The organism is Kitasatospora sp. NPDC088346 (assembly GCF_044740765.1).
GTDB lineage: Bacteria > Actinomycetota > Actinomycetes > Streptomycetales > Streptomycetaceae > Kitasatospora.
On sequence record NZ_JBIURH010000038.1, the window covers coordinates 53,461 to 69,080 of the forward strand.

At 75.4% G+C, this 15,620-nt stretch carries 16 protein-coding genes and 1 riboswitch; of the genes, 5 read left to right on the forward strand and 11 right to left on the reverse strand.

Annotated features, from left to right (window positions below; all coding sequences use genetic code 11):
* Positions 1 to 61 precede the first annotated feature (61 nt).
* From ACIOFR_RS32155 to ACIOFR_RS32170, 4 genes are all read right to left on the reverse strand, one after another.
* Entirely contained in the window at positions 62 to 358 is a 297-nt protein-coding gene (locus tag ACIOFR_RS32155; RefSeq protein ID WP_401002766.1) for a hypothetical protein, read from the reverse strand.
* A 70-nt stretch (positions 359 to 428) separates the two neighbouring features.
* A complete protein-coding gene (locus ACIOFR_RS32160; RefSeq protein ID WP_401002767.1) occupies positions 429 to 1,226 on the reverse strand; it encodes a VOC family protein in 798 nt (265 codons plus the stop codon).
* Between the two features lie 188 nt (positions 1,227 to 1,414).
* Positions 1,415 to 2,848 carry a diaminopimelate decarboxylase gene (gene lysA / locus ACIOFR_RS32165; protein ID WP_401002768.1) on the reverse strand — a complete coding sequence of 478 codons (1,434 nt, stop codon included), beginning with the start codon at positions 2,846 to 2,848 and terminating at the stop codon, positions 1,415 to 1,417.
* Positions 2,845 to 3,504, reverse strand: coding sequence for an SAV_915 family protein (locus ACIOFR_RS32170; RefSeq protein WP_401002769.1), 660 nt, complete (start codon positions 3,502 to 3,504; stop codon positions 2,845 to 2,847). Before ACIOFR_RS32170 ends, lysA begins: the two co-directional genes overlap by 4 nt.
* 391 nt (positions 3,505 to 3,895) lie before the next feature.
* Between ACIOFR_RS32170 and ACIOFR_RS32175 the strand changes: the two genes are divergently transcribed.
* Together ACIOFR_RS32175 and ACIOFR_RS32180 are read left to right on the forward strand one after the other, a co-directional pair.
* A complete protein-coding gene (locus ACIOFR_RS32175) occupies positions 3,896 to 4,483 on the forward strand; it encodes a universal stress protein (protein WP_401002770.1) in 588 nt (195 codons plus the stop codon).
* A gap of 178 nt (positions 4,484 to 4,661) precedes the next feature.
* The gene (locus ACIOFR_RS32180; protein WP_401002771.1) at positions 4,662 to 5,666 is read left to right on the forward strand and encodes a magnesium and cobalt transport protein CorA; all 1,005 of its coding nucleotides are present in this window, start codon (positions 4,662 to 4,664) and stop codon (positions 5,664 to 5,666) included.
* Positions 5,667 to 5,717: 51 nt separating this feature from the next.
* On the opposite strand, the gene ACIOFR_RS32185 is transcribed toward ACIOFR_RS32180, so the two are convergent.
* The 4 genes from ACIOFR_RS32185 to ACIOFR_RS32200 form a co-directional block, all read right to left on the reverse strand.
* A complete protein-coding gene (locus tag ACIOFR_RS32185; RefSeq protein ID WP_401002772.1) occupies positions 5,718 to 6,884 on the reverse strand; it encodes a magnesium and cobalt transport protein CorA in 1,167 nt (388 codons plus the stop codon).
* A gap of 360 nt (positions 6,885 to 7,244) precedes the next feature.
* A riboswitch (M-box (ykoK) riboswitch) is annotated at positions 7,245 to 7,419 on the reverse strand.
* A gap of 179 nt (positions 7,420 to 7,598) precedes the next feature.
* Positions 7,599 to 8,369 carry a hypothetical protein gene (locus tag ACIOFR_RS32190; protein ID WP_401002773.1) on the reverse strand — a complete coding sequence of 257 codons (771 nt, stop codon included), beginning with the start codon at positions 8,367 to 8,369 and terminating at the stop codon, positions 7,599 to 7,601.
* Between the two features lie 49 nt (positions 8,370 to 8,418).
* Complete coding sequence (locus ACIOFR_RS32195; protein WP_401002774.1) at positions 8,419 to 9,213, reverse strand: hypothetical protein; 795 nt, start codon at positions 9,211 to 9,213, stop codon at positions 8,419 to 8,421.
* Between the two features lie 198 nt (positions 9,214 to 9,411).
* Positions 9,412 to 10,824 (reverse strand): family 2B encapsulin nanocompartment shell protein, encoded by a 1,413-nt coding sequence (locus ACIOFR_RS32200; RefSeq protein WP_401002775.1) that lies wholly within the window; start codon positions 10,822 to 10,824, stop codon positions 9,412 to 9,414.
* 340 nt (positions 10,825 to 11,164) lie between these two features.
* Here ACIOFR_RS32200 and ACIOFR_RS32205 point away from each other — a divergent pair, with 340 nt between their 5' ends.
* Together ACIOFR_RS32205 and ACIOFR_RS32210 are read left to right on the forward strand one after the other, a co-directional pair.
* A complete protein-coding gene (locus tag ACIOFR_RS32205; protein ID WP_401002776.1) occupies positions 11,165 to 12,361 on the forward strand; it encodes a M20 family metallopeptidase in 1,197 nt (398 codons plus the stop codon).
* A gap of 93 nt (positions 12,362 to 12,454) precedes the next feature.
* Entirely contained in the window at positions 12,455 to 12,748 is a 294-nt protein-coding gene (locus ACIOFR_RS32210; protein WP_401002777.1) for a hypothetical protein, read from the forward strand.
* Between the two features lie 43 nt (positions 12,749 to 12,791).
* Here the strand turns inward: ACIOFR_RS32210 and ACIOFR_RS32215 are convergent, their stop codons facing one another.
* Complete coding sequence (locus ACIOFR_RS32215) at positions 12,792 to 13,073, reverse strand: SHOCT domain-containing protein (protein WP_401002778.1); 282 nt, start codon at positions 13,071 to 13,073, stop codon at positions 12,792 to 12,794.
* Positions 13,074 to 13,258: 185 nt separating this feature from the next.
* Between ACIOFR_RS32215 and ACIOFR_RS32220 the strand changes: the two genes are divergently transcribed.
* Positions 13,259 to 13,924: a hypothetical protein gene (locus tag ACIOFR_RS32220; protein WP_401002779.1), complete on the forward strand. Its 666-nt coding sequence runs from the start codon at positions 13,259 to 13,261 to the stop codon at positions 13,922 to 13,924.
* 24 nt (positions 13,925 to 13,948) lie between these two features.
* Here ACIOFR_RS32220 and ACIOFR_RS32225 read toward each other — a convergent pair whose 3' ends face one another.
* Both ACIOFR_RS32225 and ACIOFR_RS32230 read right to left on the reverse strand, forming a co-directional pair.
* Positions 13,949 to 14,635, reverse strand: coding sequence for a DUF4232 domain-containing protein (locus ACIOFR_RS32225; RefSeq protein ID WP_401002780.1), 687 nt, complete (start codon positions 14,633 to 14,635; stop codon positions 13,949 to 13,951).
* A 70-nt stretch (positions 14,636 to 14,705) separates the two neighbouring features.
* Positions 14,706 to 15,620: lyase family protein (locus tag ACIOFR_RS32230; RefSeq protein WP_401002781.1), on the reverse strand; the 915-nt coding region annotated here is incomplete at its 5' end.

Below are 15,620 nucleotides of genomic sequence, written 5' to 3' on the forward strand. Positions count from 1 at the left end.
CGGCGATGCCGTCCGCGAAACGGATCTGTGACGCAGTCGTCCGAGGAGGCGCGGCCGGCGCTCACGGCGCGGCGGTGGTCTCCGCCATGCGCTGGGTGTCGCCGTCCGGGCCGAGTTCGCAGCGGAGGGCGGACGAGCCGGCCGCGGGCCGGTCGATCCGGACCCGGAACGGTTCGTCGGGACGGCCGGGCAGGGTGCCGGACAGGATCCGCGGCAGGGTGCCCGGCCCGTGTTCGCGGTGGAAGGCGATCTCCCGGCCGTCGACCAGCAGTTCGGTCTCGGTGATCCAGCCGGACCGGATGTTCACCGTGACGGCGTGTCCCGCCCGGTCGGCGTGGAAGCTGTGGCGGTGGCGCATGGCACTCCCGGGCGTGCGGTCCCCGGTCGGTCCGGGAGCGGTGCGGTCCTGCTCCGACCCGGGCGGCGGGTCAGTTCGGGGAGGAGGACCGGAGCACGACGAAGTCCGCGCCGGCGGGGTCGACGCAGACGGCCAGCCGGCCGACGTCGGGGACGTCCGCCGGCCCCATCTGGATGCTGCCGCCGTTGCCGGTGACCTCGGCGACCGTCGCGTCGCAGTCCTCCACCGCGAACACCGGGTGCCAGTAGGGTCGCCCGCCGGTCAGCGCCAGGTGCTCGGCGGGCAGTTGGAGCAGGCCGCCCTGCATCCGCTCCTGGGGGAGTCCGGCCGGGCTGATCAGCCAGTACGTCCCCTCGTCGCCGGGCATCGCCATGGCCTCGGTCCGCCAGCCGAACAGCTCCCCGTAGAACTGCCGGGCCGCGTCCGCGTCGGTGGTGTAGAGCTCCGTCCAGCTCAGCGTGCCCGGCTCGTCGACGGCCTCCAGGCCCGCCTGGGCGGCCGGCTGCCAGACCGCGAACTGGCCGCCCTGCGGGTCGGTGAACTGGGCCATCCGCCCGTCCTCGCCGACCTCCGTGGGCGGGACCCGGACGGTGCCGCCGAGGCGTTCCACAGTCTGCGCCGCCGCATCCGCGTCGGGGGTCTGGTAGTAGAGCATCCAGGCCGATCGGGCGCCCTGCTCGCTGAGCGGGCCGACCGCACCGACCGCCTTCCCGCCGTGGTGGAACGAGGTGTACCCGCCCGCGTCCGGGCCGTACGTCCGGGCCTCCCAGCCGAACACCGAGGTGTAGAAGGCGGTCGCCGCGTCGATGTCGGGTGCGCCGAGGTCGAGCCAGCACGGGGAGCCGGGCACGAAGTCGGTGGTGATCATGGAGGACTCCTTTCAGAGGGCCGTCGGGAGCCAGCCTGACACCGGGCACCGCCGCCCGCCTGTCGGCCCGCGCCTTCCGACGGCCCACCGGACGGCCCTCACCCCGGCCTTCCCACCAGCCCCGCAGGCCCCTTCCCGCGCGCCCCTTCCCGCGCGCCCCTCCCGCCGGCCCGTTCCGCCGGCCGCCGTCAGCGGCCGACCTCGCGGAGCCGGAAGTCCTCGACCGTCTCGCGCCGGATCAGCAGCCGGGCCCGGCCGTCGCGGACGGCGACGACGGCGGGCCGGCCGACCAGGTTGTACCCGGAGGCCATCGAGAGCTGGTACGCACCGGCCGCGGGCACCGCGAGCAGGTCGCCGGGCCGCAGGTCGGCGGGCAGCGGGGCGGCCCGCACCAGCACGTCGCCCGCCTCGCAGTGCCGGCCCACCACGTCGATCTCCCGGACGGGTGCGGGCGAGGCGCGGCCGACCAGGCGCACCGAGTACCGGGCGCCGTACAGCGCCGGCCGCGGGTTGTCGCTCATCCCCCCGTCGACGGCGGCGAAGACCCTGCCGTCGGCGGTGTGCTTGACCGTCAGCACCCGGTAGACCGCGACCCCGGCGGGGGCCGCCACCGCCCGTCCCGGCTCGACCAGCAGCCGCGGCACCGCCAGGCCGTGGCGGGCGCACCGTTCGGCGAGCCGGGCGGGCACCCGGGCGGCGAACTCGCCCGGGTCCAGCGCGGGTTCGCCGTCGAGGTACCGGACGGCGTGCCCGCCGCCGAGGTCCAGCTCGGGCAGCTCGACGCCGTACCGGTCGCGGACCCCGGCCAGCAGCTCGACCAGGCGGTCCACCGCGTCGAGGTACGGACCGACCGCGTCGATCTGCGAGCCGAGGTGGCAGTGCAGCCCGGTCAGCACCAGGCCGGGCCGGTCCAGCACCCGCCGGACGGCCTCCGCGGCGGCCCCGCCCTCGACGGCGAAGCCGAACTTCTGCCCGGCGACACCGGTGCGGACGGCCTCGTGGTGCCCGGCGGACACGCCCGGGACGACGCGGACCAGGACCCGCTGCGGGGCCTGCGGGCAGCTGAGGGCGGCCAGCCGGGCGATCTCGGCCGGCCCGTCGAGCACGATCCGGCCGACCCTCAGCCGGCGGGCCAGCCGCAGTTCCTGCGGACTCTTGGCGTTGCCGTGCAGCAGGATCCGTTCCGGCGGGAATCCCGCCGCGGCGGCCAGCCGCAGCTCGCCCTCGGAGCAGACGTCCAGCCCGAGCCCCTCCTCGGCGATCCAGTCGCACAGCGCGCTGCACAGGAACGCCTTGGCGGCGTAGAGGACGCCGGCCGTGGGCAGGGCGGCGCGATAGGCCCGGCAGCGCGCCCGCACCTCGGCCTCGTCGAGGATGTACAGCGGGGTACCGAACCGGTCGGCGGCCTCCGCCAGCCCGACCCCGCCGACGGTGAGGTCGCCGCCGGGCGCGGTCCGCGCCGAGGCGGGCCAGGGGCCGCCCACGGCCGGGTGGCGGCCTTCGGCGGGGCTACGGCCGTCGCCGGGGCGACTGTCTGCGGCCGTGCGGTCGGCGGCGGCGGTCGGACGGCGGGCGGCCGGCGTGGTGCCGTGGACGGTGGGCGTGCGGTCGACGGTGGTCATGCGGCGGCGCTCCTCGGCAGGGACGCGGCGGGGAGCACGGGGGCCGGCGGAAGCAGCCGGCGCAGCACCAGGTCGACCCGGATCCCGGCCGCGCCCGCCCGGCGGAGCTCGGCCACCACCGACGCCAGCTCGTGCCGGTCGGCGCAGGTCAGCCGCAGCTCCAGGTCGACGTCGCCGGCGAGTGCCAGCCCCGCCCGGACGGCCGGGACCCGGGCGGCCAGCCGTTCGAAGTCCAGGGGCACCGGCCCGTGCGAGAACCGCACCAGGGCGTGCAGCGGACGGGCCGTCGGTCCGACCACCGGGGTGGGCGGCGCGGCCGCCGGGGCGACCAGCTGAGGGTCGACCACCAGGGCGGTCACCCCGAGCGGGGCGGCCAGCGCCCGCAGCGCGGGCTCGGACAGCCGTACCGCGCCCTGCGCCGGCCCCAGCAGCGCGGTGAGGGCGGCGGCGGAGCTGAAGGCGACCGCGCACCGGCCGCCGTCGCGCTGCCGGAACAGCCGCAGCGCGCGGGCGTTCCCGCCGTTCCCGCCGTTCCCGACGGGGACGTGCAGGACGGGCAGCACGGCCGGGACGGGCAGCACGGGCGGGGCGGGAAGGACGGGCGGGACGGGCCGGGGTTCGACGGGCTCCGCGGGGGCGGGTTCCGAGCTGGTCACGTGAGCACTCCGAAGGCTGGCGGAGATGAGCCCGGGTCCTGGCGGAGCCCGGGGGCGGACTCTTCCGACGCTAGGCGTCCGCCGGCCTGCGGCCCGGGCGTCCTGACGGTTCGTTGACCGCCCGGCCTCCGGTCCTGACAGGGCCTTGACGTCGTCGCTGCGGCGTCACGTCGCCGCGGTGCTGTGCCGCGATGCTGCGCGGCGGTGCTGCGCGGCGTGGCCGTGCGGCCGCGGCCGCCGTTCAGCAGTGCTCCGGTGCGCCCCCGCGGCCGGGCACCGTCAGGGCCGCGTTCGAAAACCCGGGCGGCCCGTCAGGGAGGCGTCAACGGCGGGCCCGTCCCGGCGACGCGGCCGGTTGGCTGATGGCGGCCGAATCGACGGAGGAACGGAAATGACGTACCAGGACGCAGCCGTGGGCGCGGACCCGCACACCGGCGGCGGGCGCCGCGTCGTGGTGGGCGTGAGCGGGTCGCTGGGCAGCCTGGCCGCCCTGCACCGGGCGGTCGCCGAGGCCGTGACCCGCGGCGCCGAGGTGCTGGCCGTGCTCGCCTGGGTCCCGCAGGGCGGCGAGCACGGCTACCGGCTGGCGCCCTGCCCGCCCCTGCTGACGGCCTGGCGCGAGGCCGCCGCGGCCCGGCTGGCCGAAGCCCTCGACGAGGCGTTCGGCGGCGCCCCGGCGGGGGTCGGGTTCTCCGCCCGCGCGGTGCGCGGCGACGCCGGCGAGGTGCTGGTGCGGACGGCCGACCGGCCCGGCGACCTGCTCGTGGTGGGGGCCGGCGGGGGCCTGCTGCGCCGCGGGCTGCGGCCGTCGGTGACGGCGTACTGCGTCCGGCGGGCCGGCTGCCCGGTGCTCGCGGTGCCGCGCCCGGCGCTCCAGCGGGACCTGGCGGACCTGCACCGCCGCAACCGCTGGCACCTGCCGGCCCGGCTGCCGGCCCACCCGCCGACCGGACCCGCCGCCCCGGCCGCGAGCCGCTGACCGGCGCGTCGGCCCCGGCCCGGCCCCCGCCGGGCCTCCTGCCCCGCCGCTCGCCCTGCCGCTCGCCCTGTCTCCCGGGGTGCCGCCCCGACCGGCTTCACCCGGGCCGGTCCGGGCGGGTAGGTTGGCGCGCCGTGGGCTGCGCGGCGCTGTGCCGGGTCCGGAGGGTGGTGGCGTGATGGGTTCGCAGACGGTCGTGGACTGCGCGCTGTACGAGGACGGCAGCCGGTTGCCGGGCCGGGTGGAGCTGGCGGACGTACTGAGGCGGATAGGCGAGCAGCCCGGCCGGTTCGTCTGGATCGGCCTGTACGAGCCCACCGCCGAGCAGTTCGCCGAGATCGCGGCCGCCTTCGAGCTGCACCCGCTGGCCGTGGAGGACGCCGTCCGCGCCCACCAGCGCCCGAAGCTGGAGCGTTACGGCGACACGCTGTTCCTGGTGCTGAAGACGATCGTCTACGTCGCCCACGACCGGGTGACGGCGACCAGCGAGATCGTCGACACCGGGGAGATCATGGTCTTCGCCGGGCCGGGGTTCGCCATCGTGGTGCGGCACGGCAGCGCCCCGGCGCTGACCGGGGTGCGGCGGGAGATGGAGGCCGCCCCGGAGCTGCTGGCCCTCGGGCCGGTGTCGGTCCTGCACGCGGTGGCCGACCACGTGGTGGACCACTACCTGGAGGTCGCGGACGCCTTCGAGCGGGACGTGGAGGAGCTGGAGACGGCGGTGTTCTCGCCCGAGCGGACGGACGACGCCGGGCGGATCTACCAGCTCAAGCGGGAGCTGATGGAGTTCAAGCGGGCCGTGGTGCCGCTCGGGGTCCCGTTGAGGCGGCTGGCCGACGGTTCGCTGCCCGAGGTGCCGGCCGGCCTGACCGCGTACCTGCGCGACGTCGCCGACCACCACCTCCAGGCGAAGGAGCGGATCGCGTCCTTCGACGAACTGGTCTCCGGCATCCTGGACGCGAGCGTCGCCCGGCTGTCGCTCCAGCAGAACACCGACATGCGCAAGATCAGTGCGGGTGCCGCCCTGGTCGCGGTGCCGACCATGGTGGTGGGGATCTACGGCATGAACTTCACGTACATGCCCGAGCTGCACTGGACCTTCGGCTATCCGGCCGTCCTGCTGGTGATCGCGGCGGTCTGCGTCTTCGTCTTCCGGGCGTTCCGCCGCAACGACTGGCTCTGAACGCGTCGCCGGGCCGCCCGGGCTGCCGGGGCCGCCCGGCCGGACGGGCCGTCAGAGCCAGTCGCGGCGCTTGAAGACCAGATAGAGGCTGGCACAGACCAGGGCCATCAGGGCGATCGCGAACGGGTACCCGAAGGCCCACTTGAGCTCCGGCATCCGCTCGAAGTTCATCCCGTAGACCGTCCCGATCAGGGTCGGGGCGAACAGGATGGCGGCCCAGGAGGAGATCTTCTTGATCTCGTTGTTCTGGGCGTGCCCGGCCTCGGCGAGCAGCTTCATCTCCTCGTTCTGGGCCTGGGAGACCAGGGTGGCGTTGACGGTGAGGATGTTCTGCAGCATCTGGCGGAAGCCGTCGACCCGTTCGGCGGCGGTGGTGGCGTGGTCGGCGACGTCGCGCAGGTAGCGCCGGAGCTCCTCGTCGGTGCCGTACTTCTCGAAGCCCGCCTCCAGGTTGGCCATGATGTCCAGCAGTGGCCGGGTGGCCCGCTGGAACTCGATGACCTCGCGGGACAGTTCGTAGATGCGTCGGGAGACGCCGGGGTCGCCGCCGAAGACCTCGGTCTCGATCTCGTCGATGTCGTGCTGGAGGCCCGCGATGACCGGCGCGTACCCGTCGACCACGGCGTCCAGGACGGCGTACAGCACCGCCTCGGGGCCGAGCGCGAGCAGCCCGGGGTCGTCCTCCAGCCGCCGGCGGACGGCGGACAGGTCGGGGGACTGCGAGTGGCGGACGGTGACCACGAAGTCGGGGCCGACGAAGAGGTGGATCTCGCCGAAGTCGACCTCCTCGGCGTCGTCGAGGTAGCGGGCCGCGCGCAGCACCACGAAGAGGGTGTCGCCGTAACGTTCCAGCTTCGGCCGCTGGTGGGCGACGATGGCGTCCTCGACGGCCAGCTCGTGCAGCCCGAACCGCTCAGCGGCCTCGGTCAGTTGGGCCTCGGCGGGCCGGAACAGGCCGATCCAGGTCATCGTGCCGGGCTTGCCGGGCACCTGCTGGTAGATCTCGGACAGGCTGGCCGGTGCGTCGATCCGGCGGCCGTCGCGGTAGACCGCGGCGTCCACCACCGAGCGTTCGAGGGAGACGGACTCCGTCCGCTGCTCCGGCCTCGGGTCCATCGAGTGCTCGGGCGCCGGCGTCGGCCCGGCGGGGACCGGCCCGGCGGGACGGCTGAACGGACGCTTGCTCGCGCGCACCGCGCGCACACGCCAGTCGGACATGGCAGGAACCTCCACGGATCGGTGGCCGCCCGGAGCCCGGCGGCGCCGATCGGCGGCGTCCACGGGGGGAGGCGGGTGGGAGCGGCACCGGAGCGCTGCCTTCCGAGGTCCGGGCGCAGGCACCCCGCACGGTCCTGCCGGGGTCAGCGCAGGGAGCGGGGGAGGCGGACGGACGACGGGCGGTGGCAGCGGTACGGGGTGCCGGGAAAGGACGGGAACGTCCGGGGCTGGGGCCGACTTCGACCCGGACTACTGCACTCCACCGCTCTCACCTCCTCGCCGTCGGGGCGCCCGCACGGGTCGCCGGGGCACGGCACACAGGAGACTCCCCCGGGCGCGGCCGGAACACCGCGGACGGGTGGGGCACCCCTGAACTCGTCAGAGCTTTGGCACGCCACGGCGTAGCACCCGGGGGGTGCAGCCACTTGGGGTCACCCCTTAGGCCGGGGAGACCTGTCCTGAACCTGGGCGTCTCTCGACGTCGTGGGGTCAGTGGCCTGTGTCCGTGGCGACGCCTCACCGAACGAGGTGCCTGCACAACAGCGCCCAGTGTAGACCCGGCCGGCAACCGCCACCGACCGCCTCCGACCGACTCCTACCGCCTCCGACGGCCCCCGACCGTCACCGGCGGTGGCCGGGGCACGCGGAACGGCCGGGCGCCGTCGCCCGTGGGCGCCGTCACCCGGCCGTTCGGTCCGGACCCGTTCGGTCCGGTCAGCTCGGCCCGCCGAGGCCGGGGAAGAGGTCCAGGAACGGCTGGGTGGTGACCGAGATCCCACGGCCGAAGGGGTCGTCGAAGTCCCAGATCAGGAACAGCAGGAAGCCGATCAGCGCGCTGAACGCCCCGGCCAGGAACAGTTCGCGCGGCGAGCGGCGGATCTGCAGCGTGAAGATCATGCCCACGGTGACCAGCGCACCCACGATCAGCCCGAACCAGACCACCCCGGGCATGGTCGGCCCGGTGCTCTGCCCGCGGGAGTTGCGGGTCTCGTCGGCGATCGCGATCCGGTCCAGGATCGGCTGGTAGGTCTGGGCCTCCAGGTCGTTCTGCGGGGTGCGCCCGGCGGCGTCCGCGCGCAGCTGCGCCAGCAGCCGGGTGCCCTGCGCGGAGATCTCGCCGTGCTCCTTCATGTGCGTCCACTCGGTGTCGACCACGAAGGTGACGTAGGCGTCGACGTCGGCCCGCAGCTTGTCGCGGTAGTCGGCCGGATAGACCTGGGCCCGCTCGCTCACCTCGTGCAGCGACTGGGCCTCGCGCAGGATGTCGTCCTGGGCGGCGCTGCGCGCCTCCCACACGCCCGCGATGGCGAGGCCGAGCACGATCGCGTAGACCACGCCGATCATCATCGTCATGTACTCGATGACGTCCGGGGTCTCCGTCGGGTCGTCGTCCTCGGCGACCCGACGGTGCCGCAGTAAGACGACCGCGACCACGACGGCGCACGCCGCCAGCATGGCGATCGCGAGGGCCAACCACTCCGACATGGCAAAACTCCTGTCCAGACAGACGGCGGTGTACCGGTGTGAGGCCGGTTCAGGACCTGCCGCCGCGACCGCCGCGGGCGGTCCGCGAACGCGGCTTGAGGGCGGCTGCGGCGAGCACCGCCGGGACGGTCACCAGCAGCATGGTGGTGGTCGGCGGGGTGTTCTGGTGCCGCTTGGCCTCGGGCGCGGGCGGGGGCGGCGGCAGCCGGATCGGCTTCGGTGCGGGGGTCGGAGGGGCCGGCGCGGGCGGGCTCGGCTCCGGCAGCGGCGGGGCGACCACGGGTGCCGGGCGGCCGGCCGTCGGTGTCGGAGGACGCGGCGTGGGCTTCCGGACGGGCGGGGGCGGCGTGCTCGGCGGCGGACTCGGCGCGGGCGCGGGCGGCGGGGTCGTCCGCGGGACCGGGGCGGGTGTCGGCGTGGGCGTCGGAGTCGGGGTCGGGGTGGGCGTCGGGGTGGGCGTCGGCTTCGGGCAGGGCGGCGGGGTGGGGCAGTGCCGCGGTGGCGGGCCTGGGTGGTGGTGCCCTGGGTGCCGGCCGCCGGAGAGCTCCACCCGGAGGTCCAGGTCGACCTCGGTGCCCGAGACCCCGGCGTGGATCGACAGACAGACCTCGACGACCGGCCCGGGGTGCGCGGGGCCGTGGGTGCCGGACCGTTCCCCCGCGGCGGCGGCCGCCCCGCTCGCCAGGACGGTGCAGACGGCGGCCATGCCGACGGCGGCCCCGGCCAGCCGCAGGCGGTGGGCGGCCGGGCCGGGGCCCGGGAACCGGGGTCCGCGCTGCGGCGGCCCGCCCGCCGGCACCGGCTGGTCGGCGGTGACACCCACCGGACCGACTGTTCTGCGCACGGCCGTACCCCTCTCCTGGCGCTCCTGGTACTCCTGATGCCTCTGGTGCGGCTGGTCTCCCCGGTGCACCCCGGTTCCGCTCGCGGCGGCCCGGGGCGCACGGGTGCTCTTCGGTCCCGCGGCGACCACCGGGCCCGGACCGACGGCAGGCGGCTCGCCCGAGCCGCCTGCCGTCCTGTCAACTTGGTGAAATGTCCACTAGTTACGGCCGTGCGCGATCTCGACGTTCTCCAGGACGCCGAGCGCGTCCGGCACCAGGATCGCGGCGGAGTAGTAGGCGGTGACCAGGTAGGAGATGATCGCCTTCTCGTCGATGCCCATGAACCGGACGGACAGGCTCGGCTGGTACTCGTCCGGGATGCCCGTCTGGTGCAGGCCGATCACGCCCTGGTTGTCCTCGCCGGTACGCAGCACCAGGATCGAACTGGTGTGTTCCTTGGTGATCGGGATCTTGTTGCACGGGAGGATCGGCACGCCGCGCCAGGCCGGCACCTTGTGGCCGTTCAGGTCGACGTGGTCCGGGTACAGCCCGCGGGAGTTGAGTTCGCGGCCGATCGCGGCGATGGCGCGCGGGTGGGCCAGGAAGAACTCCGAGTCGCGACGGCGGCTCAGCAGCTCGTCGAGGTCGTCCGGGGTGGGCGGGCCGGAGTGGGTCTGGATCCGCTGGCCGAAGTCCGCGTTGTTGAGCAGGCCGAACTCGCGGTTGTTGATCAGCTCGTGCTCCTGGCGCTCGCGCAGGGCCTCGATGGTGAGCTTCAACTGCTGCTCGGTCTGGTTCATCGGCTGGTTGTAGAGGTCGGCGACCCGGGTGTGCACCCGCAGCACCGTCTGGGCGATGCTCAGCTCGTACTCGCGCGGCTTGAGCTCGTAGTCCACGAACGCGCCGGGCAGCTCGAACTCGCCGGTGTGGCCGGCCGACATCGGGATCTCGGCCTCGCCGCGCTCGTTCTGCCGCTGGAGCGGGAGCGAACGGAACTCGTCGAGGTGCGCCCGCAGCGCCGCCGAGCCGCCGAGGACGGCCTCGAACTCGCGCCGGGAGAGGGTGAGGACGGTGCCGGCGGTCAGCGTGGTGGCGGTGTACTCCCAGCTGGCACCGGGATCGAGCAGGCCCTGCTCGCCGAAGCGGTCACCGTCGCCGAGGGTCTCCAGGACGGTGGTGTCGCCGTACTTGCCGGTGCCGACCTTGTTGATCTTGCCGTGGGCGATCAGGTGGATCTCGTCGGCCGGGGTGCCGCGCTCGGCCAGGACCTCGCCGGGCCCGAAGTCCCGCTGGACGCAGCGGTCGGCGAGCGCGGTCAGCACCTCGACGTCGTCGAACCCTCGCAGCAGGGCCAGCTCGCCCAGCTCCCGGGGGATCACCCGGACCTCGGGGCCGGACTGCACGAACTCGATCCGGCCGTCCCCGACGGTGTAGGTGAGCCTTCGGTTGACCCGGTAGGCGCCGCCCGCGGTCTGCACCCAGGGGAGCATCTTCAGCAGCCAGCGGCTGGTGATCTCCTGCATCTGGGGGGCGGACTTGGTGGTGGTGGCAAGATTTCGGGCGGCCGCGGTCGTCAGGCTCGACTGCGGCTGCTGTACCTGCTGTGTCTCCGGGCTCGTGTCCACGGGCATCGGCAGGGCTCCTTCGTCCGGTTTCGTCACGCCGACCCGCGAAGGTGGCGGAGCGTCAGATGGGGTGTGGCAAAGGCGAGATGGCGGGGATGGCGCACCGATCCGCCCAAGCGGCACACTAGATCTTCACCGGCCCCCTGAGCCGTCCGGAGGAGCCACTGCTACTCGATCGAGTGAAACTTCAAGATGTTGGGTTGGCGTTCGATCGCCGCCTCCCGTAACGCCCGCCGCCTTCCGTAACGCCCGCCGTCTCCCGTGCCGACCGTCGCGCCCGCAACGCCGGTCGCCCCCGCCACCCCCCCGTGTTTCGTCCCGTCGTCCCCGTGCGAGGAGTCCCGAGATGGATCTGCTGGAAGCCGCCCACGCCCTGCAACCCGAACTGGTGGCCCTGCGCCGGGCCCTGCACGCCGAACCCGAGCTGGGGCTGCGGCTGCCGCTCACCCGGCGCAAGGTGCTCGACGCCCTGGACGGCCTGCCGCTGGAGGTGACCACCGGCTGCGCCCTGGACTCGGTGACCGCCGTCCTGCGCGGCGGCGGTGACGGCCCGACCGTGCTGCTCCGCGGCGACATGGACGCCCTGCCGGTGCACGAGCGCGCCCCCGCCGGCCAGCCGGCCTCCGTCCTGCCCGGACTGATGCACGCCTGCGGCCACGACCTGCACACCGCCGTCCTGGTCGGCGCGGCCCGGCTGCTCGCCGACCGGCGCGACCAGCTGGCCGGGGACGTGGTGCTGATGTTCCAGCCGGGGGAGGAGGGCGAGGGCGGCGCCGAGATCATGATCGAGGAGGGCGTCCTGACGGCCGCCGGACCGGACCGCCCGGTCGCCGCCGCGTACGCCCTGCACGTCTCCTCGGCGCTGCTGGCGAGCGGGGTCACCGGGATCAGGCCGGGCCCGATCATGGCGGCGGCGGACCGGCTGCGGGTGGTGGTGCGCGGCCGCGGCGGCCACGGCTCCTCGCCGCACGCGGCCCTCGACCCGATCCCGGCGGCCTGCGAGATGGTCACCGCCCTGCAGACCGCGGTCACCCGGACGTTCCCGGCGTTCGACCCGGTGGTGGTCACGGTCGGCACCTTCCACTCCGGCGACGCGCACAACGTGATCCCCGACGAGGCCGCCTTCACGGCCACCGTGCGGAGCTTCTCGCCGGAGTCGTCCGCCCGGGCCGCCGAGGTGCTGCCCCGGGTGGTCCGCGGGATCGCGCAGGCGCACGGCCTGGACGTCGAGGTGGCCTACGAGCACGACTACCCGGTGACGGTGAACCACCCCGCCGAGGCGGCCTTCGTGGCCGAGACCGCCCGCGAGCTGCTCGGCCCCGACCGCTGCACCGAACTGCCCGACCCGCTGGCCGGCTCCGAGGACTTCTCCTTCGTGCTGAACCGGGTGCCCGGCGCCTACTTCTTCCTCGGGGCCACCCTGCCCGGCCGCGACCCGGACACCGCGCCGTACAACCACTCGCCGGAGGCGGCCTTCGACGAGGCGGTGCTGGCGGACGGCGCCGCGCTGCTGGCGGCGCTGGCCCTGCGCCGGCGGGCCTGACCCGAGGGCCCGTCCCGCCGCGGGCGGCGCACCGCACCAGGCTGGTGGAGCATGGACCCGTACGGACGCACCGCCCCCGGACGGGAGCCAGCCATGAGCCGCCAGCGCCGCTTCCACACCGACCACGCCGGCCACTCGGTCACCCTCACCGTCCGCGACGGCCGCAGGACGGAGTACGAGCTGCTGGTCGACGGCAAGGAGGTCGGCCATCAGCGCCGGCGTCGGCACTCCTCCGCCGCGGAACTGCTCTCCGGCGAGCTGCCCGGGGAGCCGACTCGGGTGTTCGACCTCCTGATCGACCATCCGGAGGGCTCCCGCGAGGACCTCGTCTGCGTGCTGGAGGTGGACGGCACCCGCCTGCCGATGGCCGAGCGCGCGGCGCCCTGAGCCCGACGCGGACGGGGCCTCACCGCACGGTGAGGCCGGTCCGTCACTCGCGGTGACGCAGCACCGCCAGCCGCCGCCGGTACTCCTCGTCCTCGATCTCGCCGAGCGCGTACCGCTCGGCGAGCAGCCGTTCGGGGGCGGGCCGCTGTGCGGCCGCCTCCGGGTCGGCGGGCCCCTGCCGTCCGGCCGCCGGGCGCCGGTCGGCGGCCTGCCGGGCGACCAGGACGGCCAGCAGCACGACGGCCGCCAGGACGGCGATCAGCAGCAGGGCCGCCAGGCCGTACCCCCAGCCGTTCATGCCCCCGTGGTGCCATTGGTGGATCATGCCGCGCCTCCTCGGGACGCCCTGTGTCCATGGTGCGCCTCGACGGCGGACCCGCGCGGGCGGGACGGGCGGACCGCGCCCTGGGTGCCCCGATGGGCCGGACGGGTGAGACTGGAAGTCGGGTCCGTCCGCGTGCTCCGGTCCGCGGTGCGGTACCCGGCAACTCCCCGCCGAGGAGGAGCACCATGTCGCGCAGACCAGCCAGGACCGGCCGGGCGGCTCGGCCCGCCACGCTCCGCGGTCAGCTGCGCCGCGCCACGGGTCGCGAGGGCAACCCGCTCTGCCGTGCCTCCGACCGGGCCCGCAGCCGCCTGGTGGCCTGGTTCGTGCTCGCCCTCGCCGCCTCGGTCGTGGCCGGACTCGCCCTGACCGCGCTGGCCTGGCGCGACGGCCTGAACACGGCCGACGAGCAGGCCCACCACCGGCACCGGGTCGCCGCGACCACCGCGGCGCAGGCCGGGGACGCGGCCGACACCCCGGCCGGCTCCGGGGTCGAGGGCAGCGACAGCGTGCTGGTCGAGGCGGCCTGGACCTACCCGTCGGCCGGGCAGGTCACCGGCTGGGTCGCCGTCCCACCCGGTACGGCTGCGGGCAGCAGGGTGGAGATCTGGGTCGACGACGCCGGGCAGGCGTCCCCCGGGCCCCGCTCGGGGACGGACATCGCGCTGAGCGCGCTCGTGACGGGTCTGCTCACCTCGTCCGCGCTGGCGACGGCGGCCGGGGCGTCGTGCGCGGTGCGGTCCCGGGTGCTCGACCGGCGGGCGCTGGCGGCCTGGGAACCGGCCTGGGAGCAGGTGGAACCGCGCTGGTCCGGCCGGACCCCGGGACGCCCCGGCGGCACCGACGCCTGACGGCGGCCGCGGGGAGCCGCCCGCTCAGGGGAGCAGGACGCCCTGGTGGGACGGCTGCAGCGAGCCGACCCGGATCCCGGCGGCGGAGACGGCCAGCGCGTTGACCGGCTTCCCGTCCGTGCCGAGCACCGAGGCGATGACCTGGGTGGTCTCGTCCGGCGGGGTGAGGGTGAGGCCCGCCAGCACCTTGCAGTCCGGGTCGGACTTGCTGCACGAGGCCCAGGCCAGACCGGCGAAGGCGGTGGTGCCGGGCTTCAGGGTGGTCCGGGTCGGCGGTCCCGGCTGGGGGACCCGGGTGGTGCCGACCACGACCGGGCTGTTGTCGGCCAGCAGCCCGCCGAGCCCGGCGTAGCCGTAGACGGTGCAGGTCCGGGTGCCCTTGTTGACCAGCATCAGCATGGCCGAGCCCGGGTGGTCCGGCTGGATCTGGATGTCGGCCCGCAGGTCGGCGGTGTGGCAGCGGTCGGAGTCGGACGGCTTCCCACTGGGGTTCGGGCTGCCGCTGCCGCTGCCGCTGTCGCCGCCGGCCGGGGACCCGGTCGCGGCGGTGCCGGTGGTGGCACCGCCGCCCGTACCCCGGCCGGCGGCCGAATCCCCCTTGGCCGACTGGGCGGTGTCCTTCTTGCCGCCTCCCGAGCAGCCGGTGGCGGCCAGGCCGAGTACCGCCGTCGCCAGCAGCGCCACGACGACCTTGGACGGGTGCGGGTTCATGAGTCCTCCTGCGGGGTGGGCCCGGCCGGGCGGCGGCCCTCACCTCCGATCACACGCCGCGCCGGCGCGATCAGTTCACGGCGTTCTGTCCCGACCCGGTAACGGTCGGCCGTCCCGTGGCCGGGCCGGCACCGTCGCGCAGCGCACGGTCGACCAGCGCGCCCGCGGCGCCGGTGTAGCCCGCCGGGTCGCAGAGCGCGGCCAACTCCTCGGCCCCGAGCAGCCCGTGGAGTTCCGGTGCGGCGACCAGGACGTCGGCCAGCGGCCGGCCGGTGGCCTCGGCCGTCGCCGAGGCCCGGCCCAGCAGTTCCCTGGCCGCCGCCTTCCCCAGGTGCGGGGCGAGCACCGCCGCGACCCGCTCGGAGGCGACCTGGCTGCCCGTCAGCCCGAGATTGGCGGCCATCTCCTCGGGGCGGACGTCCAGGCCCTCGGCGAGTTCCGCCGCGGTGTGCGCGGCTCCGCCGGCCAGTCGCAGGCACTCGCGCAGCAGCAGCCACTCGGCGTGCCAGACTCCGGCGGAGCGTTCGTCCTCGGCGACCAGGCACTGCGTCAGCCCGGCCGCGAGCAGAGGGACCTGGAGCGCGGCGCTGCGGATCAGGGTGGAGAGCACCGGGTTGCGCTTGTGCGGCATGGCCGAGGAGCCGCCCCGCCCGGCGACGGCGGGCTCGGCCAGCTCGCGGACCTCGGTGCGGACCAGCACCTGGACGTCGACGGCCAGCTTGCCCAGCGCCCCGCAGGTGAGGGCCAGCGCGGCCGCCAGGTCCGCCATCGGCGTGCGCAGCGCGTGCCAGGGGAGGGCCGGCCGGGCGAGGCCGGTCTCCTCGGCGTAGGTGGTGACCAGCAGGTCGAGGTACTCGCCCGGGTCCCGGTCCGGCCGCTCACCGTCGATCCTGGCGTACTCCAGGTAGCCGGCGAGGGTGCCGGCGGCGCCGCCGAGGGAGACCGGCAGGCCGTGGTCCAGCAGGTCGGCCAGCCGGCGGTCGGC